This window comes from Actinoplanes flavus, assembly GCF_017592555.1.
In the GTDB taxonomy this organism is placed as follows: domain Bacteria; phylum Actinomycetota; class Actinomycetes; order Mycobacteriales; family Micromonosporaceae; genus Actinoplanes; species Actinoplanes flavus.
Window position 1 is genome coordinate 112,500 of sequence record NZ_JAGFNS010000016.1, and the last position, 18,573, is coordinate 131,072.

Annotated in this window: 22 protein-coding genes; 19 read left to right on the top strand and 3 right to left on the bottom strand. The window is 69.1% G+C overall.

Features of this window, described 5'->3' with window-relative positions:
* Positions 1 to 5: 5 nt before the first annotated feature.
* The 19 genes from J5X75_RS24195 to J5X75_RS24285 all read left to right on the top strand — a co-directional run bounded on the left by J5X75_RS24195 (position 6) and on the right by J5X75_RS24285 (position 15,305).
* Positions 6 to 392 (top strand): response regulator, encoded by a 387-nt coding sequence (locus J5X75_RS24195; protein WP_196418635.1) that lies wholly within the window; start codon positions 6 to 8, stop codon positions 390 to 392.
* Positions 389 to 874, top strand: coding sequence for a chemotaxis protein CheX (locus J5X75_RS24200; RefSeq protein WP_208469780.1), 486 nt, complete (start codon positions 389 to 391; stop codon positions 872 to 874). The genes J5X75_RS24195 and J5X75_RS24200 overlap by 4 nt, the downstream gene beginning before the upstream one ends.
* Positions 871 to 1,233, top strand: coding sequence for a response regulator (locus J5X75_RS24205; protein WP_208469781.1), 363 nt, complete (start codon positions 871 to 873; stop codon positions 1,231 to 1,233). Before J5X75_RS24200 ends, J5X75_RS24205 begins: the two co-directional genes overlap by 4 nt.
* Before the next feature lie 7 nt (positions 1,234 to 1,240).
* Entirely contained in the window at positions 1,241 to 1,729 is a 489-nt protein-coding gene (locus J5X75_RS24210; RefSeq protein ID WP_208469782.1) for a hypothetical protein, read from the top strand.
* Between the two features lie 150 nt (positions 1,730 to 1,879).
* Positions 1,880 to 2,311 carry a flagellar hook assembly protein FlgD gene (locus J5X75_RS24215; RefSeq protein WP_208469783.1) on the top strand — a complete coding sequence of 144 codons (432 nt, stop codon included), beginning with the start codon at positions 1,880 to 1,882 and terminating at the stop codon, positions 2,309 to 2,311.
* A gap of 34 nt (positions 2,312 to 2,345) precedes the next feature.
* Positions 2,346 to 3,620: a flagellar hook protein FlgE gene (locus J5X75_RS24220; RefSeq protein WP_208469784.1), complete on the top strand. Its 1,275-nt coding sequence runs from the start codon at positions 2,346 to 2,348 to the stop codon at positions 3,618 to 3,620.
* A gap of 195 nt (positions 3,621 to 3,815) precedes the next feature.
* Positions 3,816 to 4,097: a flagellar FlbD family protein gene (locus tag J5X75_RS24225; protein WP_208469785.1), complete on the top strand. Its 282-nt coding sequence runs from the start codon at positions 3,816 to 3,818 to the stop codon at positions 4,095 to 4,097.
* The gene (locus J5X75_RS24230; protein ID WP_208469786.1) at positions 4,097 to 4,885 is read left to right on the top strand and encodes a flagellar motor protein; all 789 of its coding nucleotides are present in this window, start codon (positions 4,097 to 4,099) and stop codon (positions 4,883 to 4,885) included. Before J5X75_RS24225 ends, J5X75_RS24230 begins: the two co-directional genes overlap by 1 nt.
* A gap of 5 nt (positions 4,886 to 4,890) precedes the next feature.
* Complete coding sequence (locus J5X75_RS24235; RefSeq protein WP_208469787.1) at positions 4,891 to 5,910, top strand: flagellar motor protein MotB; 1,020 nt, start codon at positions 4,891 to 4,893, stop codon at positions 5,908 to 5,910.
* 15 nt (positions 5,911 to 5,925) lie between these two features.
* Positions 5,926 to 6,384 (top strand): flagellar basal body-associated FliL family protein, encoded by a 459-nt coding sequence (locus J5X75_RS24240; RefSeq protein WP_208469788.1) that lies wholly within the window; start codon positions 5,926 to 5,928, stop codon positions 6,382 to 6,384.
* Between the two features lie 109 nt (positions 6,385 to 6,493).
* Positions 6,494 to 7,444, top strand: a complete 951-nt coding sequence (locus J5X75_RS24245) for a flagellar motor switch protein FliM (RefSeq protein ID WP_307798233.1) — start codon at positions 6,494 to 6,496, stop codon at positions 7,442 to 7,444.
* On the top strand, positions 7,441 to 8,193 hold the full coding sequence (gene fliN, locus J5X75_RS24250) for a flagellar motor switch protein FliN (protein ID WP_208469789.1): 753 nt from the start codon (positions 7,441 to 7,443) through the stop codon (positions 8,191 to 8,193). Before J5X75_RS24245 ends, fliN begins: the two co-directional genes overlap by 4 nt.
* Before the next feature lie 5 nt (positions 8,194 to 8,198).
* Entirely contained in the window at positions 8,199 to 8,657 is a 459-nt protein-coding gene (locus J5X75_RS24255) for a flagellar biosynthetic protein FliO (RefSeq protein WP_238489045.1), read from the top strand.
* A gap of 4 nt (positions 8,658 to 8,661) precedes the next feature.
* On the top strand, positions 8,662 to 9,423 hold the full coding sequence (gene fliP / locus J5X75_RS24260) for a flagellar type III secretion system pore protein FliP (RefSeq protein ID WP_208469790.1): 762 nt from the start codon (positions 8,662 to 8,664) through the stop codon (positions 9,421 to 9,423).
* A 4-nt stretch (positions 9,424 to 9,427) separates the two neighbouring features.
* Complete coding sequence (gene fliR / locus J5X75_RS24265) at positions 9,428 to 10,192, top strand: flagellar biosynthetic protein FliR (protein WP_208469791.1); 765 nt, start codon at positions 9,428 to 9,430, stop codon at positions 10,190 to 10,192.
* 58 nt (positions 10,193 to 10,250) lie between these two features.
* Positions 10,251 to 11,342, top strand: a complete 1,092-nt coding sequence (locus J5X75_RS24270) for an EscU/YscU/HrcU family type III secretion system export apparatus switch protein (RefSeq protein WP_208469792.1) — start codon at positions 10,251 to 10,253, stop codon at positions 11,340 to 11,342.
* Between the two features lie 131 nt (positions 11,343 to 11,473).
* The gene (locus J5X75_RS24275) at positions 11,474 to 13,525 is read left to right on the top strand and encodes a flagellar biosynthesis protein FlhA (RefSeq protein ID WP_208469793.1); all 2,052 of its coding nucleotides are present in this window, start codon (positions 11,474 to 11,476) and stop codon (positions 13,523 to 13,525) included.
* Positions 13,515 to 15,044 carry a hypothetical protein gene (locus J5X75_RS24280; protein WP_307798234.1) on the top strand — a complete coding sequence of 510 codons (1,530 nt, stop codon included), beginning with the start codon at positions 13,515 to 13,517 and terminating at the stop codon, positions 15,042 to 15,044. The genes J5X75_RS24275 and J5X75_RS24280 overlap by 11 nt, the downstream gene beginning before the upstream one ends.
* 12 nt (positions 15,045 to 15,056) lie before the next feature.
* The gene (locus tag J5X75_RS24285; protein WP_208469795.1) at positions 15,057 to 15,305 is read left to right on the top strand and encodes a hypothetical protein; all 249 of its coding nucleotides are present in this window, start codon (positions 15,057 to 15,059) and stop codon (positions 15,303 to 15,305) included.
* Positions 15,306 to 15,368: 63 nt separating this feature from the next.
* Here J5X75_RS24285 and J5X75_RS24290 read toward each other — a convergent pair whose 3' ends face one another.
* The 3 genes from J5X75_RS24290 to J5X75_RS24300 are packed head-to-tail and all read right to left on the bottom strand — an operon-like array spanning position 15,369 to position 18,534.
* Positions 15,369 to 17,063 (bottom strand): flagellar hook-length control protein FliK, encoded by a 1,695-nt coding sequence (locus J5X75_RS24290; RefSeq protein ID WP_208469796.1) that lies wholly within the window; start codon positions 17,061 to 17,063, stop codon positions 15,369 to 15,371.
* Between the two features lie 38 nt (positions 17,064 to 17,101).
* Entirely contained in the window at positions 17,102 to 18,073 is a 972-nt protein-coding gene (locus J5X75_RS24295) for a transglycosylase SLT domain-containing protein (RefSeq protein ID WP_208469895.1), read from the bottom strand.
* An 8-nt stretch (positions 18,074 to 18,081) separates the two neighbouring features.
* The gene (locus J5X75_RS24300; protein WP_208469797.1) at positions 18,082 to 18,534 is read right to left on the bottom strand and encodes a flagellar FliJ family protein; all 453 of its coding nucleotides are present in this window, start codon (positions 18,532 to 18,534) and stop codon (positions 18,082 to 18,084) included.
* Between the last annotated feature and the right edge of the window lie 39 nt (positions 18,535 to 18,573).

Below are 18,573 nucleotides of genomic sequence, written 5' to 3' on the forward strand. Positions count from 1 at the left end.
CGCCGATGCGCGCCATGGTGATCGACGACTCACGCGCGATGCGCATGATTCTCAAGCGCATCGTCACGAAGCTCAACTTCGAGGCGGTGGAGGCGGGTGACGGCAAGGAAGCGCTGGATCTTCTCGCCGACATGACGGAGGTGCCGGAACTGGCCCTCATCGACTGGAACATGCCCAACATGAACGGGCTGGAGTTCGTCACCAAGGTCCGGGCCGACCCCCGGCTGCGGGAGATGACCCTCGTGATGGTGACCACCGAGAGCGAACAGAGTCAGATCGTCCGTGCCCTCGCCGCGGGCGCCCATGAATACGTGATCAAGCCCTTCACCGAAGGCGCCATGATCGAAAAGCTGGCCCTGCTGGGCCTCGTCCCGACCGGAGCGAACTCATGAGCATCGAAGTCGAGGTCGACGAGAGCGACCTCGCCGAGATGGTGGAGCAGGTCTGGGAGTCGTACCTGGACCCCGAGGGCGTCAGCCCCCTGATTCCGACATATGACGAGAATCAGCCGTCCGAGGTGCACTCCTCGGTCTCGATCACCGGGACCTGGACCGGGCATGTCGTCTACGCGTCCTCCCGCGCGGCCGCCCAGCGCGCCGCGGCTGCCTTCCTCGCCATGGACCTCGACGAGGTGAGCGAGGAGGACATCTCCGACACGCTCGGCGAGTTGGCCAACATCGTCGGTGGCAACGTCAAGGCGATGTTGCCGCCGGGGTCGCAGTTGTCGCTCCCGCAGGTGAACCTCACGCCGGAATCGTCGGCGCGGTTCCCGAACACCCAGCGCATCGGTGGTGTCTACGGGGTGTGGGAAGGCGAACCCGTGTCCATCTCGATGTGGCAGAGCCGCATCGACAACAAGGAGGAGGGCGCATGAAGATCCTTGTGGCTGACGACAGCCGGGTCATGCGGCAGATCGTCGTCCGGACCCTGCGCCAGGCCGGGTTCGGTGACCATGACCTGATCGAGGCGGCCGACGGCCAGCAGGCGTTCGAGATGGCCACCGAGCAGCAGCCCGATCTGATCATCTCCGACTGGAACATGCCGCACATGACCGGCATCGATGTGCTGCGCCGCCTTCGTGGCGCCGGCAACAAGGTCAAGTTCGGCTTCGTCACCTCGGAGTCGACCGCTGAGATGAAGACGGCCGCCGAGGAGGCGGGCGCGGACTTCTTCATCATCAAACCTTTCACGGCTGAGCGATTCGACGAAGTGTTCGCTCCTATCCTGGGATAATCACGACATGTCAGACGTATACGTTCTTCCCGGCTCTCTAGCCGTACGCAATCTGTTCGAGGACCTTCTCGGACGAGAGGTGAACGTCAGTCCCGGGGAACCGATCGGCGCTGAGGAGGTGCCGACCTCGTCGGTAGCGATCTTCACCGACAACCGGCAGCAGATCTACGCGGCGCTCGCCCTGGATCTCAGCCTGGCCGCCAACGCCGGGGCCGCCCTCGGCCTGCTGCCGGCCGGCGCCGCCGAGGACGCCATCGACGAGAAGGAACTCTTCCCCAACCTCGCGGAGAACGTCTTCGAGCTGTGCAACATCTTCACCAGCCTCCTCAACAAGGAGGGCGCCCCGCACATCAAGCTCTACCAGGTGATCTATCCGAAGCAGGAGCTCCCGGCCGACGCCCGTGCGATCCTGCTGGCCCTCGGGCGGCGGCTCGACCTCACGATCGAGGTCACCCGCTACGGAAAGGGAAAACTCAGCCTGGCTCTCGCGCCCTGAGCACCAGGCGTACAGAACTGAAGATCGTGATGTTGCGGGCCCGCCGACCGGTGGGCCCGCAAATTCGTATCCGGGACCCGATTTGCAACTAAGCATTGCCGGAGGCGGGCCGAAGCTTAGGTTGAGCCAGCTACGGGACAGGAGAAGTCGATGACCTCACCGATGTCCGGACCCACCGGCGCCGATGCCTATCAGGGAGTGGCCGCCGCCAACACGGCCGCGGCCAAGAGCAAGACGCTCGCCGACAAGGACACGTTCATGAAGCTCCTGGTCGCGCAGTTGAAGTACCAGGATCCCACCAAACCCACCGACTCGACCGCGTTCATGGCGCAGACCGCGCAGTTCACCCAGGTCGAGAAGCTCGAGGACATGGTCGAGATGCTGCAGTCGCAGCGCATGATCGGCGCCAGTTCGCTGGTCGGCAAGACGGTCAACTACATGGACGAGTTCGGCTTCATGCAGACCGGTGTGATCAGCTCAGCGAAGCTCAACGGAGACAGCGAACCGACCCTTCGGGTCGGGAACACGGATGTGCAGCTGTCCAAGGTCACGGAAATCATGACCGACGCCAAGAACGCCTAGTCCGTCTTTCTTCCCAGCCTTAAGGACCTCATTCATGCTGCGTTCCCTTTACTCCGGCATCAGCGGCCTCAACGCTCACCAGCGCATGATCGACGTGACCGGCAACAACATCGCCAACGTCAACACGGCCGGTTACAAGTCGTCCCAGATCCAGTTCACCGACACGCTGAGCCAGATGATGTACGCGGCCGGCTCCCCGCAGAACGGCCAGGGCGGCACCAACCCCGCCCAGGTCGGTCTCGGTGTCAAGGTCAGCGGCATCAACACGAACTTCGCCCAGGGTTCGACGCAGACCACCGGCCGAGCCGGCGACATGCTGATCCAGGGCGACGGCTTCTTCGTCACCCGAAGTGGCAACGAGATGCTCTACACCCGGGCCGGCTCGTTCTCCGTCGACGCGAACGGAACACTGGTCACCAGCAGCGGTGAGCCGATCCAGGGCTGGACCGGAGTGAACGGCGTGGTCAACTCGGCCGGGCAGCCGGGCGACATCAAGATGCCGGTCGGCGCCTCCATCCCGCCGGCGAGGACCTCGAACATGGGGCTCAAAGGCAACCTGTCCAGCGACGCGCCGCCGCCCCCGGGAACCGTCGACACCGTGACCATCCCGATTCGGGTTTACGACAACAGCGGTGCCACCAGCACGGTCACCGCCACGTTCACACGCGACGCGGCACAACCTGCCCCCGCGGACAAGATGTGGACCGTGACTCTGCCCGACGCGACGGGCGCTCTCCAGACGATGCAACTCGACATGTCGACGGGCCGGCCCGTGGCCGACCTGGTCAATGTCCCCCCCGCCCTGCCCAGCCCCGGCCTGATGGACGCGGACGGGAACCTCACCTTCGGCACGGCACCTGACGAGTACAAGGTCAACGTCGCTGACCTGACCATGTATTCGGGGGAGTCCGACGCCCGGGTGTTCAGCACCGACGGCCAGACAGCCGGCACGCTGACGTCGACCGGGTTCACCGTCTCCAACACCGGCGAGATCGTCGGTGTCTTCAGCAACGGCCTCAAGCAGGTGCTCGGTCAGGTCGCCCTGGCGACCTTCACCAACCCCAACGGTCTGGAGAAGGCGGGCAACTCGCAATTCCGGAGCACGGTCAACTCCGGCTACGCCCAGGTGGGCGTGGCGGGTTCGAGCGGCTTCGGCCAGCTCGTCGGCGGCGCGCTGGAGATGTCGAACGTCGACCTCGCACAGGAGTTCACCAATCTGGTCGTCGCTCAACGCGGCTTCCAGGCGAACTCCCGCATCATCACCACCTCTGACGAACTGCTCCAGGAACTCGTCAGCATGAAGCGTTAACACGGCGGCTCGGCAAGGCCGGCCGGGATGGGCATTCGTGCCCGTCCCGGCCGCTTTCTGTGTGTGCCCCGGGGCGGACCTTCGCACCCGGATAGCGACCACCTTGATCTCAACAGCAACCGGCGGTCAGCCGAATTGTCAGGTGTCGGGCCACGGACGGTCCTACCAGCCGAAGACGTACCAAGGACGGATGTCGTGATTCTCGTAACCCGCATCAATGGCGCCGTGTTCGCACTGAACCCGGACCTGGTCGAGCGCGTCGACTGCACGCCCGACACGGTCGTCACCCTGGTGGACGGCACCAAGTACATCGTCGCCGAGTCCGTGCCCGAATTCATCGACTCGGTGCGTCACTACCGCGCTTCTCTGATCGCCCAGGCCAGCCGCCTGGAGCCCGAGCCCGCGCCCAGCTCCTCGTCCGCCCTGGACAGCGAACTCGAAGCCAAGGTGCTCCCGATGCACCGGAAGGAACGCTGATGGACCTCGCTAGCATCGTCGGTATCGTCGCCGGATTGGCGATCGTCTTCACCGTCCAGATCCTGGAGGGTGGCTCGCCCGTCTCCATCCTGCTGTTCCCGGCGATGCTGCTGGTCTTCGGCGGGGCCTTCGCGGCAGCCATGGCCGGCGGCGTCATGAAGGACGCGGGCGGCTTCGTCAAGCAGCTCAAGAAGGCCTTCACCAGCAAGGTGACCCCGCCCGCCGAGCTGCTCGACAGCGTGGTGAAGCTGGCCGAGCGGGCCCGCCGTGAGGGCCTGCTGGCTCTCGAGGACGCGGTCAAGACGGTCAAGCACCCGTTCCTCAAGCGGGGCCTGCAGCTGGCCATCGACGGCACCGACCCGGACGAGCTGCACGACATCCTGCACGCCGAGGTCGCCGCCAAGAAGAAGGCCGACAAGGCCGGTGTGAAGTTCTTCGAGGGCATGGGTGGCTACGCCCCGACGATCGGCATCATCGGCACGGTGATGGGCCTGGTCCACGTCCTCGAGAACCTGGACAAGCCGGAGACCCTCGGCCACTCCATCGCCGCCGCGTTCGTCGCGACCCTCTGGGGCGTGCTGAGCGCCAACATGATCTTCCTGCCGATGGCCGCCCGCCTCGGCCGGCTGAGCGCGCTCGAGGCCGAGGAGATGGAGCTGGTGATCGACGGCGTCCTGGCCATCCAATCCGGCTCGAACCCGCGTCTGGTCGCCCAGAAGCTGCGCAGCATGTTGCCGCCCGACGAGATGAAGAAGGCCGAAGCGGCATCGAGCAAGAAGGCGGCCTGATCTAGATGAGTTCCGGCAGGGGCAAGCGTAAGCAGAAGCACGAGGAACACGAGGAGCACGTCAACCACGAGCGCTGGCTCGTGTCGTACGCGGACATGCTGACCCTGCTGTTCGTCCTCTTCGTGGTGCTGTTCTCGATGAGCAGCGTGGATCAGAAGAAGTTCGCCCAGCTGGCGTCCGGCCTGTCCGCCGGGTTCGGCGCCCCGACCGTCGCCTTCCAGGGCGCCAAGGCTCCGCTCGACGGTTCGGCCAACAGTGCGCAGCTGGTGCAGATCGAACCGGGTTCCAACCCGGACGACGGCACCTCCGGCACCACGGGCATGACCAAGAAGCAGAAGGAAGCGGTCGAGCGGGCCATCAAGGCCGAGGACCGCAAGCGGGCCTCGATCGACGCTCAGAAGGCGGCCGGGGAGGCCGAGAACCTGAAGGCGATCGAGCGGAGGATCGCCGACGCGCTCGCGGCGCAGAAGCTGCTCAACAGCGCCAAGTTCACCATCGACCAGCGCGGCCTGGTGGTCACCATCGTCACCAACGAGGTGGTCTTCGCCGGCAACCGTGCGGAGCTGCAGAAGGGCGGCGAGAAGATCCTGAACGCGATCGCCCCGACGCTGGTGAAGCTGCCGAACAACATCGAGGTCGACGGCCACACCAACCAGCTCAAGTCGAAGACCACGTTCTACCCGAGCGGCTGGGAGCTCTCCGCGGCCCGGGCCTCGACCACGGTCCGGTTCTTCACCGACCACGGTCTGGCGAAGAAGCGGCTCACCGCGGTGGGCTTCTCCGACACCAAGCCGCTCATCGACCCGAAGGACCCGCGCTCGGTCACCCAGAACCGCCGGGTGGACGTCGTCGTCCTGACCCAGCTCACGCCCGAGCAGGCGGCGCTGCTGCCCTCCGCGGCCGGCGCCGACGGCAAGCTGCACACCGGCCAGACCACGGCCGAGTACCGGGCGCAGGTCAACGCCGAGAAGGCGGCGACCGGCACCGGCACCACCCCGACCACCAGCACCACCACCCACGACTGATTCCGAGGGATTCTGATGTCTGACGAGAAGGACGCGGCCGCCGAGGCGCCGAAGTCGAACAAGATGCTGATGATGATCGTCGCCCTCGCGATGGTTCTGCTGGGCGGCGGTGGAGTAGGGGCGTTCTTCATGCTCCGCGGCGACTCTGCCTCGGCGGCCGAGGAGAAGCCGGTCAAGGGCGCGGTGGTGGCGATCGAGAACCCCCTCACGGTGAACCTCGCGGAAGGGCACTACCTGAAGTTCGGGTTCGCCCTGCAGATGACCGAGAAGGCCGGCGAGGAGGAGGTCGACACCAACGAGGCGCTCAACCTCGCGATCGAGCAGTACACCGGCCGTACCGTCGCCGAGCTCTCCACCCAGGCGGGGCGCGACAAGATCAAGGCCGACCTGCTGGAGAAGATCGAGAAGGCCTACGAGAAGGACGACGAGCAGATGGTCATGGACCTCTACTACACCTCCTTCGTGACCCAGTGAGGCTGGGCTGATGGGCGGGCCGCCGCGGGCGACCCGCCCATCAGCGCGAAGAAAGGCGGAAAGCGCCGCCACGGCTCAGCGGATCGGTAAGTGAGCCGATGAGGACGACGTGACCACCGCTTCCCGTTCCACCGGCAGGATGGCACGTCGCGCCCAGGGCGGAGGCCCGACCGCGTACGACTTCCGGCGCCCCATCAAACTCTCCCGTGAGCACGTCCGCACGCTGCAGATCGCCTTCGAGACGTACGCGCGCAGCTGTGGCACCCTGCTGACCACCCGGCTCCGGGCGGTCAGCAACATTTCGCTGATCTCCATCGAGCAGCTCACCTACGACGAGTACGTCGCCTCGCTCGTCACCCCGACGATCATCGCGGTGGTCGCTCTCGACCCGCTGCCCGGCACCGGCCTGCTGGAGATGTCGCAGCCGGTGGTGATGACCGCGATCGACCACATGCTCGGCGGCCCCGGTGGTTCCCAGCCGGAGCGGCCGCTGACCGAGGTCGAGATGCCGCTGCTGCGCGGCCTGATCGACCGGATGCTGGGCGAGCTGCGGTACGGCTTCGAGAGCATGGTCGACCTCCGGCCGAAGCTCAAGGAGATCGAGTACAACGCGCAGTTCCTGCGTGCCCACGCGCCCGGTGACACCGTGGTGGTGGCGTCGTTCGAGACGAAGATCGGTGCGGAGGAGTGCCTCTCCACCATCTGCCTGCCGTTCAACGCCATGTTGTCGGTGCTGGAACGGACCGAGGCGGTCGTGCTCAGCGCCGCCGAGCGGGAGGTGCGGGATCAGGCCCGGCGCAACCTGACCGCCGGACTTTCCGCCGCTCCGATCGACGTAGCAGTGCGATTCCACCCCATTCGGATGCGTACCGATGACATCGTGGATCTACGTCCCGGTGACGTCGTCCCGCTGGGACACCCGACCAGCCGGCCGCTCGAGGTGACCACCGCCGACATCGTCTTCGCTCATGCGGTTCCCGGTAATCAGGGCACCCGGCTCGCCTGTCTCGTCGTGCCGTCGTCCAACGAGAGTTCGTCCAAGGAGTCTGGCCGCCCATGACAGCACCCACCATGACTGTTTCCCAGCTCGGCCTTGCCCGGAACGCCGCCGAAGCCGCACTGGCCGTCCTGCCCACCAGCCACACCCTGGTGGTCGCCGACCCGGTGGCGCCGACCGCTGCGACGATGATCGAGGGGCAGGCGATCACGGCCCGATTCACCGGTGCGGCCTCGGGTGAGGTCGTGGTGGTGGTCGGCCAGGATCTGGCGAACGCCCTGCGGGAGAGCCCGCTCGGCGAGCTGGATCTGACCGCGGCGGTCCGCCCGGCTCTGGAGGCCGCGGCCCGGGTGTTCGGGCCGGTGGTGCTGGATCCCGGTCAGCTGATGGAGCCCGAGGTCGCGCTCAGCGCGCTCGCCGTGAAGGAGGGCGCCGTCGCGGTGCCGTTGCGCGACGACGCCGAGGTACGCGCGGTCGTCGCTCTCGCCCTGAGCCAGTGGCCCGGCGACGACCCCGGCGCGGTGGACGTCGCCCAGCGTGCCGCGCCGGTCAAGGAGTCCGGTGGCCGGCGCGGGCTGGACATGCTCTACGACGTCGAGATGGAGGTGTCGGCCGAGCTGGGCCGGACCCGGATGAGCGTGCGGGAGCTGCTGTCGCTCACCCCGGGCGCGATCGTCGAGCTGGACCGGGCCGCCGGTAGTCCGGCCGACCTGCTGGTCAACGGCCGGCTGATCGCCCGCGGCGAGGTCGTCGTGGTGGACGAGAACTTCGGTATCCGGATCACCGAGATCGTCTCCCCCGGTACGGAGTAGCCGTCTTGATCTCCTCCGCCGTCCGTATGATCCTCGCCCTGTTGGTCGTCCTGCTGCTGATGTGGCTGCTGGCGAAGGTGATGCGCAGGCCGTACGCGAGCCGCCACGCCGGTTCGCTGTCGGTGCTGAACCGGCAGCAGCTCAGCCGGGGCGCGGCGGTGGCGGTGATCCGGGTGGCGGACCGGGCGCTGGTGGTGGGGATAACCGAGCAGCAGGTGAGTCTGCTCGGCGAGGCCGACGTCCACGCCTTCGAGACCGAGACGGCCGAGACGACCGAGCCCGCCGAGACGACCGAGCCGGCCGAGACGGACGAGGAGCACCGGGCGATTCTCGAGGTGGCGCCGGACGAGCTGCCCGGCCGGCACGCGGCGAGCCGCCGCGGCGGGCTGGAGGGCTCGGCGCACGCTCTGCGGACGTGGGGTTCGGCGATCGAGTTCCTGCGGGACCGAACAGCGAGGCGATGATCCGATGAGCCGGCGCGCGATCCCGTTGCTGCTGATGGCGGCCACCCTGGTGCTGCTGCCGGAGGCCGCCGCGGCGGCTCCCGCGCCGACTCCGTCGCCACCGAGCGTCGACATCCAGATCAACGGTACGAATCCCGACGGCGGCCCACCCGCGTCCCTGGTGATCGTCCTCGCGCTGACCGTGCTCTCGGTGGCGCCGGCCCTGCTGCTGCTCTGCACCTCGTTCACCAAGGTGTTCATGGTGCTCGGCATCACCCGCAACGCGCTCGGCCTGACCAGCATGCCGCCGAACCAGGTACTCGCCGGGCTGGCCCTGTTCCTGAGCATGTTCATCATGGGACCGACCCTCTCGGCCATCAACCAGGAGGGCATCCAGCCGTACCTCAACGGCGAGAAGACCCAGTCCGAGGCGTTCGAGGACGGGGTGCAGCCGCTGCGCGAGTTCATGTACCAGGTGACCCGCCCGGACGAGATCGCCCTGCTGACCAAGGCGGCCGGTCAGGAGAAGCCGGAGAACATCGACGACGTCCCGCTGGCCACGCTGATTCCGGCCTTCGTGCTGTCCGAGCTGCGTGCCGCGTTCATCATCGGGTTCGTCATCTTCATCCCGTTCCTGATCATCGATCTCGTGGTGTCGGCGTCGCTGATGTCGCTGGGCATGATGATGCTGCCCCCGGTCACGATCGCTCTGCCGTTCAAACTGTTGCTGTTCGTGCTGGTCAACGGGTGGGCGCTGATCATCACGGCACTGGTGGGGTCGTATTGAGGCGATGGACTTCAGCATCCCGATCGGGGAGTTCATGGCCTTCATGCTGGGGGTCGTGCGAACCAGCGCGTGGTTGATGGTGTGCCCACCGTTCAACTCGCGGTTCATCCCGGGACCGGTGAAGGCGCTGCTCTCCGTCGGCCTGACCCTGCCGATGGCGCCCTACCTCCGGCAGACCGTCCCGTCGCTGGAGACGATGGATCTGATCGCCAGCGCGATCATGCAGGTCTTCATCGGCGCCGCGCTCGGCTTCATCACCGCGTTGTTCTTCGCCGCCCTCCAGGCCGCCGGTGACCTGCTCGACCTCTTCTCCGGCTTCACCCTGGCGTCGAGCTACGACCCGTTCTCGCAGAGCAGCAGCTCGATCTTCGGCCGGTTCTACAACCTGGTGGCGCTCACCCTCCTGTTCGCCAGCGACGCGCATCAGATCATCCTGCGTGGCTTCCTGCAGAGCTTCGAGACTCTGCCCCTGGACACCGTCTTCTCGATGGAGACGTTCAGTCAGGTGCTGATCCAGGGGATCGGTGAGATGTTCCTGGCCGCGATCCAGATCGCCGGGCCGCTGATCGCGGTGCTCTTCCTGGCCGACGTCGCGCTGGGCCTGCTGAACCGGGTGGCGCCCGCGCTGAACGTGTTCCAGCTCGGATTCCCGATCAAGATCTTCCTGGTGGTCACCCTCTCCGGCATCGCCATCATGATGCTGCCGGGCGTGCTGGAGAAGCTGGTCGAGGAGGCGGTCACGATGGTGGTGCGGCTCAGTGGCGGCTGAGGTGCGCCGAAGAGGCCTTTGACAGGCGCGCGGCGCCCCGGCGCCGAGGAGGTGAGACGTGTCCGGCGAGAAGACCGAGCAACCCACTGCCCAGAAGCTCAAGAAGGCCAAGCAGGAGGGGCAGATCGGCCGTACCCAGGACCTCGGCGCCTGGGCCGGCATGTTCGCCGCCAGCATCATCCTTCCGCGCACCCTGACCAAGGCCATGGAGCACGCCCAGGAGGTGATGGCGAAGGTCCCGGAGACGATCGCCGATCCGGACCCCGGCAAGGCCCTCGCCATCCTGAAGGAAGGGCTGATGGGCGCGGCCTGGACGGTGCTGCCGCTGGCGCTGACCATGATGGCGGTCGGCATCGTGGCGGCCGGCGCGCAGGGCGGCATCCGGGTCGCCACCAAGCTGTTCAAACCCAAGTTCAACCGGCTCAACCCGTTCACCGGGATCAAGCGGATGGTCGGCCCGCAGGGGCTGTGGGAGGGCGTCAAGGCGCTGGTCAAGACGACGGTGCTCGGGGTCGTCCTCTACCTGATCATGAAGGACATCGTCCCGACGCTGATGACCGCCGGCCAACTGCCGCTGCGCTCGCTGATCGGCGTCATCAACGACGCCGCGATCCAGCTCATCCGGGCCGCCGCGGCGGCCGGTCTGGTGATGGCCGCGGCCGACTACTTCGTGGTGCGGCGCCGCACCAACAAGCAGCTGCGGATGAGCAAGGAAGAGGTCAAGCAGGAGCACAAGAACACCGAGGGCGACCCGTTGATCAAGGCCCAGATCCGGGCCAAGCAGCACGCCATGGCCCGGAACCGGCAGATGGCCGACGTGCCGACCGCGGACGTCGTGGTGGTCAACCCGGTGCACATCGCGGTGGCGCTGCGGTACGAGCCGGAGAAGGGCGCGCCCCGGGTGGTGGCGAAGGGTCAGGGGCCGCTGGCCGCGAAGATCCGCGACCTCGCGACCGAGAACCGGATCCCGATGGTGCAGGACGTCCCGCTGGCCCGGGCGCTGAACAAGGACTGCGAGATCGGTCAGGAGATCCCGGCGGAGTTCTACGGTGCGGTGGCGAAGGTGCTGGCGTTCGTGATGAGCCTGAAGGCACGTGGTGCGGCCGCTGGTTTCCACCGCAACCCGAACCCCACCCCAGCTGCGGCATAACCACCAAATCCGGAGATTTCCTCACAACACGCTGCAAGAGCAGGGAAGATCGGTGCGTGGCGGTGCCACAGCGGCCTCAGTGACAGCGGGGCTCGGATGGCCACCGGACTGCCCACCGCTCGGAAGGTGCCGTGAAGACGAAGCAGCTTGGCAGGTTCGCCGTACCCGTGGGGGTCGTCGGCATCATCATCATGATGGTCGTCCCGCTGCCGACCTTCCTGCTGGACCTGCTGATCGCCCTCAACATCACGACCGCGCTGCTCGTGCTGCTGATCTCCATGTTCGTACAGAAGCCGCTCGACTTCGCCATCTTCCCCGCGCTGCTGCTCGTCCTGACGCTGTTCCGGCTCGCCCTCAACATCAGCGCGACCCGGCTGGTGCTGCGCGACGGTGACGCGGGCAAGGTGATCCACGCGTTCGGCAGCTTCGTCGTCGGCGGCAACCTGGTCATCGGCCTGGTCATCTTCTCGATCCTGGTGATCGTCCAGATGATCGTGGTCACCAAGGGCGCCGAGCGGGTCGCCGAGGTGGGCGCCCGGTTCACCCTCGACGCCATGCCCGGTAAGCAGATGGCCATCGACGCCGACCTCAACGCCGGCCTGATCGACGACGCCGAGGCCAAGAAGCGCCGCGCCGAGGTCGCCGCCGAGGCCGACTTCTACGGCGCCATGGACGGTGGGTCCAAGTTCGTCAAGGGCGACGCGATCGCGGCCATCATCATCACGGTGATCAACCTGGTCGGCGGCTTCGCCGTCGGCATCATGCAGGCCGGCATGTCCCCGGCCGACGCGATGAACCACTACAGCATGCTGAGCATCGGCGACGGCCTGGTCTCGCAGATCCCGGCACTGCTGCTGTCGGTCGCCACCGGTCTGATCGTGACCCGCTCGGCCACCACCGGGGACATGGGGCAGAGCGTCACCACCCAGCTCAGCCAGAACAAGCTCGCGCTGCGCATCGGCGGCGGCGCCGCGATCGCCCTGTGTGTCATCCCCGGCCTGCCGAAACTCCCCTTTCTGCTGGTCGGCGGGGCGGTGCTGTTGATCGCCCAGCGGGTGAAGGACGCCGAGCCGGAGGTGATCGAGGCACACGGGGCCGCCGCGGAGGGTTCCGACCTGCCCGCGCCGGACAGCCCGGAACAGCTGCTCGGCGAGATGCGGATCGACCCGCTGGAGCTGGCGCTCGCCCCGGATCTGGTCGACCTCGTCGACGCCAACGGCGGTGACCTGCTCGACCGGGTCCGGGCCCTGCGCCGCAAGATGGCCATGGAACTCGGCGTGATCATGCCGCCGGTCCGTACCCGGGACGACCTGGACCTGCCCCTCTCCTCGTACGCGATCCGGATCTCCGGGGTGGACGCCGGCGCCGGCCAGGCGCCACCGGGCACCGTGCTCGCCATCGGCGAGGGCCTCCAGGCGCTCCCCGGCCGCGCCGGCGTCGAACCGGTCTTCGGGCTGGCCGGCAAGTGGGTCCCCGCCGAGCTGCACTACCAGGCCGAGATCTCCGGGGCGACCGTCGTGGACCGAGCCTCGGTGATCATCACGCATCTCGCCGAGATCGTCCGGACCAACGCCAGCCGCCTGCTCGGCCGTGAGGACGTTCGCGCGCTCAGCGAGATGGTCAAGCGCACCCACCCGGTCGTGGTGGAGGAACTGACCCCGGCGCTGCTCAGCCTGGGCCAGATCCAGAAGGTGCTGCAGGCCATGCTCGACGAGGGCGTGCCGATCCGCGACCTGGTCCGCATCTTCGAGGCGCTCTCGTTGCGGGCCAAGATCTCCGTCGACCACGACGGCCTGGTCGAGGCGGCGCGCGCGGCCCTGGGCCCGGCCATCGCCGCCCAGTACGCGACCGCCGGCCGGCTCACCGTGATCACACTCGACCCGATGCTCGAGCAGAGTCTGCTCGAGTCACTGCGACCCAGCGACACCGGCGCCTTCATGGCGATCGACGGCATGCGTGCCGAGGCGATCGTCAGCGAGTCGGGCCGGCTCACCGAGGTCGCCGAGCAGCAGGGCCTGAATCCGGTCCTGGCGTGCTCACCACAGCTGAGGCTGCCGCTGATGCGACTGCTGCGGGCCGGCTCGCGCCGGGTCCAGGTGCTGTCGTACAGCGAAATCTCTGGTTCCACCGCACAGATCGAAACGATAGGGGTGGTGAACGGTGCCTACGCGGGTGCTTCTTGAGGGGCCGGCCATCGAGCCATTGCTGGCTCAGATTCGTGACGAGTACGGCTCAGGCGTACGGATCATCTCCGCCGACAAAGTACGAAGTGGTGGCATCGGGGGCTTCTTCGCGAAGCAGCACTTCGAGCTCTCCGTCGAGGTACCGGATCCGAACGAGGACAGTGAGGACATGGCGCAACAGACCGCTGCCGACAGCGGCACACCCAGCTTCGAGCGCCTGCTCGAACAGGCGGAAGCCCAGGATCGGGTGAACACCGAGAGGGCGGCCGTCGCCGATCGTCCCGCGCGCCAGGAAGGCCGGCAGGCCGGAATGGGCGACACCGGTGCGGCGTTCGCCGAGCTGATGGCCGGTCTGGACGTCGCCGGTCACCTGGGCGAAGGCCGGGCACCGGGCAGCTCCCGGTCGGCCAAGCCCCGGCATGCCGAGGCCGGCGAGGACAAACCCACGGTGCGGCCGTTCCGGCCGGCCGCCGCCGGTGGCACCCCGGTCAACACCGGCCAGCGGCCGGCGCCGGACGAGTTGCCCACCATGCCGAATTTCGGGGAGTGGCCCCCGGGCCGGGATCGGGAGCCCACCGAGCCGCGCGGGGCCATGACACCGATCCGGGCGGCCGCGGCGGCACCGCGCGCCGCGGCACCCCCGGCGTCACCGCAGGCCGCGTTCGGCCCGGCTCCGGCCCCGATGCGGTCGGCCGCCGAGGTGTACGGCCTGGAGGAGTCGGTGCCGCTCTCCCCGGTCCCGGCGCCACCGGTTCCGGCCGAGGCGTCGGCCCCGGCCGTGGCTTCGGCCGTGGCCCCGGTCGCGGTCGGCCGCGGCGAGCTGGATGCCGTCCAGCGCAACCTGGTCTCGGTCGGGATGCCGGAGTCGATGGCTCGCAAGATCACCGGTGGGGACACGTACGCCGGTGTGCTCAGCGTCCTGGCCGCCCGCCCGGCCGCACCCGGCATCCCGGACGGCGCCGGCGAGATCCTGGTGCTGGCCGGTGAGGTGCACACCGCGGTGCCGATCGCCAAGCAGCTCCTCGACCAGGTGCACGTGGACCACAACCATCTGCTGCTGGCGGCGCCCTCCACGGCGGGTACCGGGCTGCACTCGTCCCGGCTCATCTCCAGCGTCAACGCGGCCGAGATGCGGGCCGAGAAGTTGCAGAGTTCCGACAATCCGTGGGTGGTGGTGATCGACGCCCCGGTCGGCGGAACCGACGCGTTCTGGGTCAACGACATGTGCGAGGCGCTCGGGGCCACCGCGCTCTGGGCCGTCGTCGACGCCACCCGCAAGACCGCGGACACCGCCCGTCATCTGCGCGGACTCGGCGAGGTCGAGGCCCTCGTGGTGCACGGCGTGGACCTCACCTCGGACCCGGGTTCGGTGCTGGGCCTGGACGTGCCGATCTTCTCGCTGGACGGCAAACCGGCCACCCCGCACGCCTGGGCCGCGATGCTCTGTGCCCGGATCGCGGCCGAGGTGATGCCGTCCGCGGTCGCCCAGCGCCGGCTGAGCCGCTCCGGCCGTCATTGACCGGGTGCCGCGATGATCAGGCCGTCGGTTCTGCTGTTCGCGCTGCTGATCAGCGCGCCGGCCTGGTACCGCCTACTCCTCGACGAACTGGAGGTGCGCCAGGCGCTGATCCGGTTCCTGGTCGCGGTGCCGGTCGCCGCCGTGCTGCTGGCCGGGCTCCGGTTCGTCCTCGCCGGTTACCGGAAGGTCGAGGAGGAGGAACCGGTACCCGTCGTGACACCCGAGCGGTTCGACGCCCCGGCGCCCGACGAATCACCCTGACCGCCCGCCGTGAAACCGTCGGCGCCGGCCCGCGAACCGCGGGCCGGCGCCGATCACACCACACTAGGCATGGGTGTCCAGCCGCCCGCTGCCCACGTCGGCGCGGCGGGTGGTGGCCGGGGCCGGTTGTTCGTCGCCGGTGTCCGGGCCACCCCGCGATCCGCTGTCGCCGCCCCGGGCGAGCGTCTCGGCGAACTGCTGCCGGGCCTGCTGCTGTTGGGCGTTGCCCTGCCGCAGGTCGAGTGAGCAGTTGCCGAAGCCGGCCTCGTTCAGCTGGCGGCGCAGGTCGTCGAGGGACTGCCGCAGCGCCTCGGTGCCGGCTTCGGTCTGGCCGGCCAACTGCACGGTGATGTCACCGTTGCGGATCTCCGCCACCACCTGCACCGGGCCCAGGTCGGCCGGGTGCAGGTGCACGGTCAGCCGGTGTACGCCGTCCGCGTCCAGCCGCAGCGGGATGATCCGGGTGGCGATCTGCGCCGCGTAGGGCGACGGGGTGGCCGGCGCCGGTGGCGGCGCGGCCGGGGTCTGGGCGACCGGCGCGCCGGCCTGCGGGCCGGTCATGCCCGGCAGCCCGGCGACGCCCGGATGGGCCGGACCGGCCCCGCCGGGTCCGGTGGCCTGGGGCGGAACCGCCGAGAACGCGGTCCCGGACTCCGCGGCGGCGCGTCCGGTGGTGGGCGCGCCCGCCCCGCCGCCCGTTCCGGGCTGGTCACCCTGTCCGGTGGAGCCCTGCTCGGGCGCGGTGTCCCCGGTGGGCGCCGCCGGGGCGGAGGCGTCCGTGGTGGCGCCGAGGTCGGTGTCGGCGGCTTCGGCGCCGGGCGCGGTCGCCTGGGTGGCGGCCTCGCCGGCCCGCAGGCTCTCCGGCCGCAGTGTGGCGGGCGCCTCGGCGCCGGTGGCCGTCCCGGTGCGGCCGTCCGCCGGAACGGCGGCCTGCTCGGTGACCTTCTGACCCGGAACGGCGGCCTGCTCGGTGGGCTTCTGGCCGGGAACGGCGACCTGACCGGTATCAACGGTGGTTTCCGGCACGGGCGGGCCGGCCTGACCCGCCGTAGCCGGTCCGGTCGGTGCCGTCACCGGGTCCGTACCGGCCGCGGCCACGTCTGCCTGCGGCTGGTCGGTGGTCATGGCCTGGACCGCGACCGGCACCGGAACGGCGGCCGTCGCCGCCACGGCACCGGTCTCACCGGCCTCCGGCTCCTTCTCGGCGCCGGTCTGGTCCGGGTCCGAGGACGCCGCGGCGGACCGCTTGGTCGCCCGCTCGGCGGTGTTCCGGTCGTCGGCGGCGCGGTTCGGCGAGGTCCGCTCCGACGCGGTGCGGGCGGCCGGGCGCCGGTCCGCGACCGCCCGTCGGTCGGCGGCCTGGTCGGCCGCTCGCGCGACGGCGGCGCGCTGAGCGGCCTCCCGGCTGTCGGCCGTGCGTTCGGCGGCCTGCTCGGCCGCTCGCGCGACGGCGGCCCGTTGAGCGGCCTCCCGGCTGTCGCTGAGGCGCTCGGCGGCCGCCCTGGTGGCGGCGGCGGCCCGTTCGGTGGCCGCCCGCGACATCGCGGCGCGGGACATGATGGCCTGGTAGTGAGCCGAGCCGGCACCGGGCCGGCCGACGGCACGAACCAGGTCGTCCGCATCGGCCGACTGGTCCAGCTCGTTCGAGAGCGCCGACCCGAAATCCGATCCGTCACCACTGCGGCGCCCGGTCGGCTGGCGACCGCTCTCGATACCGGGCCGGCGGTCGGGTCCGGTCACTGAACTCGGCATGGTCATCGGGTCTCCCTGCTCTTCGATATGTGCCCGGATTCGTCTCAGCCGCCGAGCGCGGCCAGGGCCTTCTGCACCTTCGGAACGTAAGCCTGGGTCTCCGCGTACGGAGGAATGCCGTTGTGCCGGTGCACCGCTCCGCCGCCCGCGTTGTACGCGGCCAGGGCCAGCGGCACCGACTTGAACTCGCGCAGGTGCTGGGACAGCAGCTTGGCGGCCCCGTTCACCGCCTGGGCCGGGTCGAAGGCGTCGTGCACCCCGAGCCCGCGGGCGGTGGACGGCATGAGCTGCATGAGGCCCTGAGCGCCGGCCTTGCTGACCGCGGTGGGGTCGTACCCGGATTCCACCTTCGCAACCGCTGCCAGCAGCTTCGGTGACACGTCGTACTTCGCGCCGGCCTTCAGGAACAGGTCGGCGTACGGCACTCCACCGAGTTCGCCACCGGTCCGCAGACCGGCCGGGCGCAGCGACGACATGTCCTGGACCGCGGCGGTGGGGACGGTGTCGAGGACCCGGCGGATGGCGCTGGGCGTCTCGTACACGGTCTGGATCTTGACGTGGTCGCCCGGTTTCGGCGCCGCGATCATCCGGTTGTCGCCCAGGTAGATCGCCACATGGTCGACCGGCGAGTTGAACGCCAGGATGTCACCCGGCTTCGCCTCGGACAGGTTCGACACCGGGCGCCCGGCGCGGGCCTGCTGCCACGAGTTGCGCGGCAGGTCGACGCCGAGGTCCCGGTAGGCCCGCTGGACCAGGCCGGAGCAGTCCAGGCCCTTGTCCGGGTCGGTGCCACCGAAGACGTACGGCGTACCCAGATACTTCTTGGCCGCCGCGACGATGTCCTCACCGCTCGGTCCGCCGGTGGCGGCCGACCCGCCGAGGGTGCCGGTGGCACTGGCCAGCGCCGACGCGAACTTCGTGCCGGAGGCGCCGCCGGTGGTGGTCGGGGCCGGGTTCAGGCCCAGCTGATTCTGCAGTTCCGCGACACGGGAGAGGATCCCGCTGACACCCAGCATCGTCACGCTCAACTCCGGTTCGGGTCGTTGACGTCTCCGGCGGCGCTGCGGGCCTTGGCGGTCACCGCGAGCTCGTCCAGGACGGCCTGATCGGTCCGCAGGTCGTGGGCCTTGACCATGGCCGCGTGGCGGTCGCCCATCATCTCCACCGCCCGGCGCCGCTTGGCGGCGTCCGCGAGAGCGGCGAGCCTCTCCTGCTCGATCTCCTCGGCCGCGGTCACCATCCGCTGGGCGTCGAAGAGGCCGGCGGCGAGCGACTGCCGGGCGACCAGCGCCGCCACCATGGCGCGCGCGGAGCCCTCGGACGGCGCGTCCGCACCGACGAGTTCGAGCTTGCGGCGCTTGACCATGGCCTCGGCATCCCGGACCTCGGCCCGGGACTGGATCACGGCGCCGCGGGCGGCGTCCTCCTGAGCCTTGCGGGCACGCAGGACGGGCGCCAGTCGGAACAGGCGATTCAACGGTGCCTCCTAGCGGGGCGGGTGGGCCTTCATATGCCG

What these genes read in the sequence shown, in the direction of transcription:
- J5X75_RS24195 (WP_196418635.1), top strand. Translation starts at nt 6, where the DNA reads ATGCGCGCCATGGTGATCGACGACTCACGCGCGATGCGCATGATTCTC.
- J5X75_RS24200 (WP_208469780.1), top strand. Translation starts at nt 389, where the DNA reads ATGAGCATCGAAGTCGAGGTCGACGAGAGCGACCTCGCCGAGATGGTG.
- J5X75_RS24205 (WP_208469781.1), top strand. Translation starts at nt 871, where the DNA reads ATGAAGATCCTTGTGGCTGACGACAGCCGGGTCATGCGGCAGATCGTC.
- J5X75_RS24210 (WP_208469782.1), top strand. Translation starts at nt 1,241, where the DNA reads ATGTCAGACGTATACGTTCTTCCCGGCTCTCTAGCCGTACGCAATCTG.
- J5X75_RS24215 (WP_208469783.1), top strand. Translation starts at nt 1,880, where the DNA reads ATGACCTCACCGATGTCCGGACCCACCGGCGCCGATGCCTATCAGGGA.
- J5X75_RS24220 (WP_208469784.1), top strand. Translation starts at nt 2,346, where the DNA reads ATGCTGCGTTCCCTTTACTCCGGCATCAGCGGCCTCAACGCTCACCAG.
- J5X75_RS24230 (WP_208469786.1), top strand. Translation starts at nt 4,097, where the DNA reads ATGGACCTCGCTAGCATCGTCGGTATCGTCGCCGGATTGGCGATCGTC.
- J5X75_RS24235 (WP_208469787.1), top strand. Translation starts at nt 4,891, where the DNA reads ATGAGTTCCGGCAGGGGCAAGCGTAAGCAGAAGCACGAGGAACACGAG.
- J5X75_RS24240 (WP_208469788.1), top strand. Translation starts at nt 5,926, where the DNA reads ATGTCTGACGAGAAGGACGCGGCCGCCGAGGCGCCGAAGTCGAACAAG.
- fliN (WP_208469789.1), top strand. Translation starts at nt 7,441, where the DNA reads ATGACAGCACCCACCATGACTGTTTCCCAGCTCGGCCTTGCCCGGAAC.
- fliP (WP_208469790.1), top strand. Translation starts at nt 8,662, where the DNA reads ATGAGCCGGCGCGCGATCCCGTTGCTGCTGATGGCGGCCACCCTGGTG.
- fliR (WP_208469791.1), top strand. Translation starts at nt 9,428, where the DNA reads ATGGACTTCAGCATCCCGATCGGGGAGTTCATGGCCTTCATGCTGGGG.
- J5X75_RS24285 (WP_208469795.1), top strand. Translation starts at nt 15,057, where the DNA reads ATGATCAGGCCGTCGGTTCTGCTGTTCGCGCTGCTGATCAGCGCGCCG.
- J5X75_RS24290 (WP_208469796.1), bottom strand. Translation starts at nt 17,063, where the DNA reads ATGACCATGCCGAGTTCAGTGACCGGACCCGACCGCCGGCCCGGTATC.
- J5X75_RS24295 (WP_208469895.1), bottom strand. Translation starts at nt 18,073, where the DNA reads ATGCTGGGTGTCAGCGGGATCCTCTCCCGTGTCGCGGAACTGCAGAAT.